The sequence below is a fragment of the Neoroseomonas alkaliterrae genome (assembly GCF_014199195.1).
Classification (GTDB): domain Bacteria; phylum Pseudomonadota; class Alphaproteobacteria; order Acetobacterales; family Acetobacteraceae; genus Neoroseomonas; species Neoroseomonas alkaliterrae.
Genome location: NZ_JACIJE010000027.1, coordinates 1 through 4,070 on the forward strand (window position 1 = coordinate 1; position 4,070 = coordinate 4,070).

At 67.8% G+C, this 4,070-nt stretch carries 4 protein-coding genes; all 4 read right to left on the minus strand.

Features of this window, described 5'->3' with window-relative positions; translation table 11 throughout:
- Positions 1-840 precede the first annotated feature (840 nt).
- Positions 841-1,797: a zinc metalloprotease HtpX gene (locus tag FHS88_RS20150; protein ID WP_184487283.1), complete on the minus strand. Its 957-nt coding sequence runs from the start codon at positions 1,795-1,797 to the stop codon at positions 841-843.
- 421 nt (positions 1,798-2,218) lie between these two features.
- A complete protein-coding gene (locus tag FHS88_RS20155) occupies positions 2,219-2,722 on the minus strand; it encodes an Hsp20/alpha crystallin family protein (RefSeq protein ID WP_184487284.1) in 504 nt (167 codons plus the stop codon).
- A gap of 20 nt (positions 2,723-2,742) precedes the next feature.
- A complete protein-coding gene (locus FHS88_RS20160) occupies positions 2,743-3,141 on the minus strand; it encodes an Hsp20/alpha crystallin family protein (RefSeq protein WP_027282470.1) in 399 nt (132 codons plus the stop codon).
- A gap of 14 nt (positions 3,142-3,155) precedes the next feature.
- Positions 3,156-3,581 carry an Hsp20/alpha crystallin family protein gene (locus FHS88_RS20165; protein ID WP_184487285.1) on the minus strand — a complete coding sequence of 142 codons (426 nt, stop codon included), beginning with the start codon at positions 3,579-3,581 and terminating at the stop codon, positions 3,156-3,158.
- Between the last annotated feature and the right edge of the window lie 489 nt (positions 3,582-4,070).

Here is a 4,070-nt window from a genome sequence, read left to right on the forward strand (position 1 = left end):
CCACCAACGAAACCCTGCAACTTCCGCCCAAGGCCGCCTGACCCGTGGCCACCTCAAGCCCACCAGCTTTTTCCACCACGTTGACGGACGTGACCGATCCGGACGGCTGGGTGAGACTCGGCACGGTCACGACCGGCAAATTATACTGCGCGCACGAAGGTTTGCCTTCATCCCGAGCGCGTGCGTTTCGCTTGGCTGCGGCGCATAAGCGGCGCGCCGCATCTGCGGCCTCCGGCAACTATCTCCGACCGCAAGCCGATCCTTTGTCGCCGGGTATTGGGCCGGCTGTGCCGCGATCGCAGGCGTACGGAGGCACAACTCGCGAACGGCGCTGAGCGCAGGCGGGAGGCCGAAGAACAGAGTCTCGCGGCTCTGCGCCGAGATCGAGACCCGCGTGAATACCTGTCTGTCTCAGTCGCCAGCATGAAAGCCGCTGGATCTACAGCACGCACTGGCCGCGCCCCGGCTATCCACCTGCCTCTGCTAGTAGACGGCGTTCACGCCGATGCCCTGGCTTGCCGCTCGATGATTTGGCGGCTGTTCCCTTTGGCCCCCGTGAATTTGTCCAACTCGGTCACTCTTCCGCCGCGAGAACGCGAGAATTTCCGCGGCTTTCAGCCTGGCGGTTAAATCACCTATGTCGCCAGGTTTGGAGAAAAGGGCGCCGGAGAGAGCGGCTTCCGGGTGTCGCTCCACCTGCGCATCCGCCAGTCGACGCGCGAAATCCACGGAAAGCCTGCGCCGCGCGGCGCGCGCTCGCCTCCGGGAGAGAGTTTGTGTCAAAGATGGGTGGCGTAGCGGTGGGAACCGGGAACTGAAATTCTCTGGGCTGCACCTTCTTCAATACCAGAAGCCCGATCGATGAAAGCGAGGTGCCTGCGGGCGAGGCACTTCGAGCGCGAACTCCCGATGAGGCGGAATGGCGAGATCTCCCCCCCGCGGACCCCGCAGCGACCGAAGCTTCCTGATCCGCTCCTCGGTTGGCGGGTGCGTGCGCAGGAGTGACGGTTCGGGGATCCGGCGCCCCGGCAGGAACATCTCCTCCCAGAAACGCCCGACCCGACGCTCAAGCTTGGCCAGAGCCGAGGCGAGGCCCTCGGGGTCGCCCGTCAGCCGCACCGCCCCGAGATCGGCATCGAACTCGCGCCTTCGCGACAGCGCGAGTTGCAGCAGGGCCATCACGGTCGGCGAGAGAGCAAGGGCCAGCGGCGCGATCCAGGGAAGCGTCACCGCTCCCGCGACGATCAGGGGCAGGTTCGCGAAAAGCAGGATCTGTCCGAGCCAGCTCGCCAGCGAAACCGCCCGCGACATGGTGTCCGCGAGGCCCATGAGCCACAGGTCACGGTGCGCGATATGCGCGATCTCATGCGCAAGAACGCCCGCCATCTCGCGGGGGGACAGGAGACGAAAGAGACCGTCCGAAACGCAGACGACGCTATCCTCCGGATTTCCCATCGCGAACGCGTTCGGCAGCTGGCTAGGGACGTACCAGAGTTCCGGGCAGCGCGGCAGTCCGGCGCGTGCGGACAGGGTCTCGAGCAGCGCGAAGCCCTCGGGCCAGTCGCGTGCGCCGAGTTGCCGCGCGCGGTAGCCGCCCAGCAGAAGCTCGCGCGACAGCGTGGGCGCGAAGAGGAGCCCTCCGGTCATCACCGCAACGATGACGAAGGTCGTCTCGGGGCCCGCGATCATGCCGACGACGAGCCAGGCGATCGCAGCCATGCCGCCGAGCAGCAGGACCGTCTGCGCGAGGTTGTTCAGCCGGTGGGCCAGCGTGGGGGCGATGACGAAATGGAACATATCGCAATCAGAATCTCCCGGGCGGAACGCCGAGCATATTCAGCACGACGCGCGCCAGAACCCGGCCTGCGAACGTGATGCCTGACGCCCACCTTCACGTCCGCCCCGCATCCAGCCATCGCACCGCACGACGACATCCGGCGTCCCCCTGCGCCGGTGCCGCCGATCTTGCAGATCGCGATCCACGGATCGGCCGGCAGCCTGTCGAGCGCGCCCCAGGTCAGTGCCTCATGGGAGCCGCTGCCCTGCGGGGTCGAGATCCACCGGCCTCACGGGCACGCCGTCGGCAATGCCGGACATCGATGCCCCGCAGGCCGGCAGCCTGCGGCGAGGCCGAGCATGGTCGTGACCGGACCCTTTTGATCCCGAGGCGGAGCGGAGGGCGGGGCATGTGCCTTGCCACGCCCCGCCGCGGCGCATCTCAGCCCGCCTTCACCTCGATCCGCTTGACCTTGGCCTGCGCCTCCGGCGTCTGCGGCAGCCGGATGGTCAGCACCCCGTTCTTGAAGCTGGCTTCCGCCTTGCTGCCATCGACGCCGGGAGGCAGTGGGATGGCGCGGTAGATGGCCCCGTAGCTGCGCTCGGAGAGGTAGTAGCCCTTCTTCTCCTCCTGCCGTTCGATGCGCTTCTCGCCCTTCACGGTCAGGACGTCGTCGCCGACCGTCACCTCGATATCCTTCATCTCCATGCCCGGAAGCTCGATGGAGATCTCCACGGCGTTGTCGGTCTGCACCACATCCGATTTCGCCTCGCTCTGCCCCCAAGGCCATTCGAACCCCGCGAGCGGCTTGCCGAAGCGGTTCATGAAGTTCTCAAACACCTGGTTCATCTCCCGCTGCAGCGAGGCGATCGGGCTTTGCTCGGCGGCCTTCTGCTCGGGCTGGTCATCCTTCCGGGCCCACGGGATGAGATCCTTGATCTGCATGATATCCTCTCCTTTGCCGCTCAGGCGGCCTTGACCTGGATCTTGCTGGGCTGCGCCTCGGCCGCGCGAGGCAGCCTCAACGTCAGCACACCGTCCTTCAGCACGGCCTCGATGCGCGCGGCATCGAAGTCTTCCGACAGGACGAAGCTGCGCTCGTAGTCCCCCGGCTCGAACTCGAGGTGGACGAGGCGGAGGCGATCGGGCTGCGGGCTGCTCCCGCGGCCGCGCACGGTGAGCACTCGCCGCTCCAGCGTGATGTCGACGTCGTCGGCGACCACCCCCGGCATCTCCATCATCAGCACGATGCCCTCTGCCGTCTCCACGACATCGGTGAGCGGGCGCCAGATGCGCACGTTGCGGGTCGGCTCGGCCCCCGCGGCCGCCGGGGAGACAGCGCCGGCTTCGGTTTCGGCATTCATCGGTGTCGCTCCTCTCAGCCGGCCTTGATCTCGATCCGGCGTGGACGTTGGTCCTCGGGACGCTGCAGGGCGATGGTGAGCACGCCGTTCGCGAAGCGGGCCTCGACCTGGGACGGATCGACTGCGAAGGGCAGGCGGACGATGCGGGTGAATCGGCCGAAGGCGCGCTCGCGCCGGTGCCAGACAGCGCCCTCGGGCATATCGGGCGGCCGCCGCTGACCAGTGATCGTCAGGACATCATCCTTGGCCGTGATCTCGATGTCCTCCGGGGCCACACCCGGGACTTCGGCAACGATCGCCACCGCCGCCTCGTTCTGCCAGAGGTTCAGGGGCGGAAAGGCCGGGGCGGAGGTCCCGAACGGCATGCGATCGAGCGTCTCTCCGAAGCGTCGCAGCAAGGCGAAGGGATCGGCGCGGTAGAGCGTCAGTGGATGCAACATCGGCTCCTCCTGGTTGCGGGACGCGGCGCGTCCCCTGGTGAACGGCCCCCCGGGCGAAGATCCGCGAGCGGCCGAAGGCAGGCGTGGAGATCGCGCGGTGCCGCCGGCCGGAGCAGCCAGCTCCGCCCCGGCCCTCGCGTGCCATCGAAAGCCGCGGCTGCTGCTCGAGGCCGGCGCCGCCATGCCGGCCGGCGGCATCACCGTCGCCTCCCGGCTTGGCGTCGGCAGGATGAGACGGCGTCGGGATGTGGGGCGTGCCGGTCATGCGAGCCTCACCCCTGTCCAGGCAGGCGGATCGCTGGCCGGGAAGGACTCGAGGCTCGCCTCCTCGACCGGATCGGGTCGGGACTCGATGTTGTCCGCCCCGACCCAAGGCAATACGCGCCCGATGGCATCAGATACCGTCATGCAATGCAAGGCCCTTCTGCGTGGCCCGCAGGGACGCGCGGCTGCGCTATTTGGATGGCTACGCCGCGCGCCCCTGCTCTG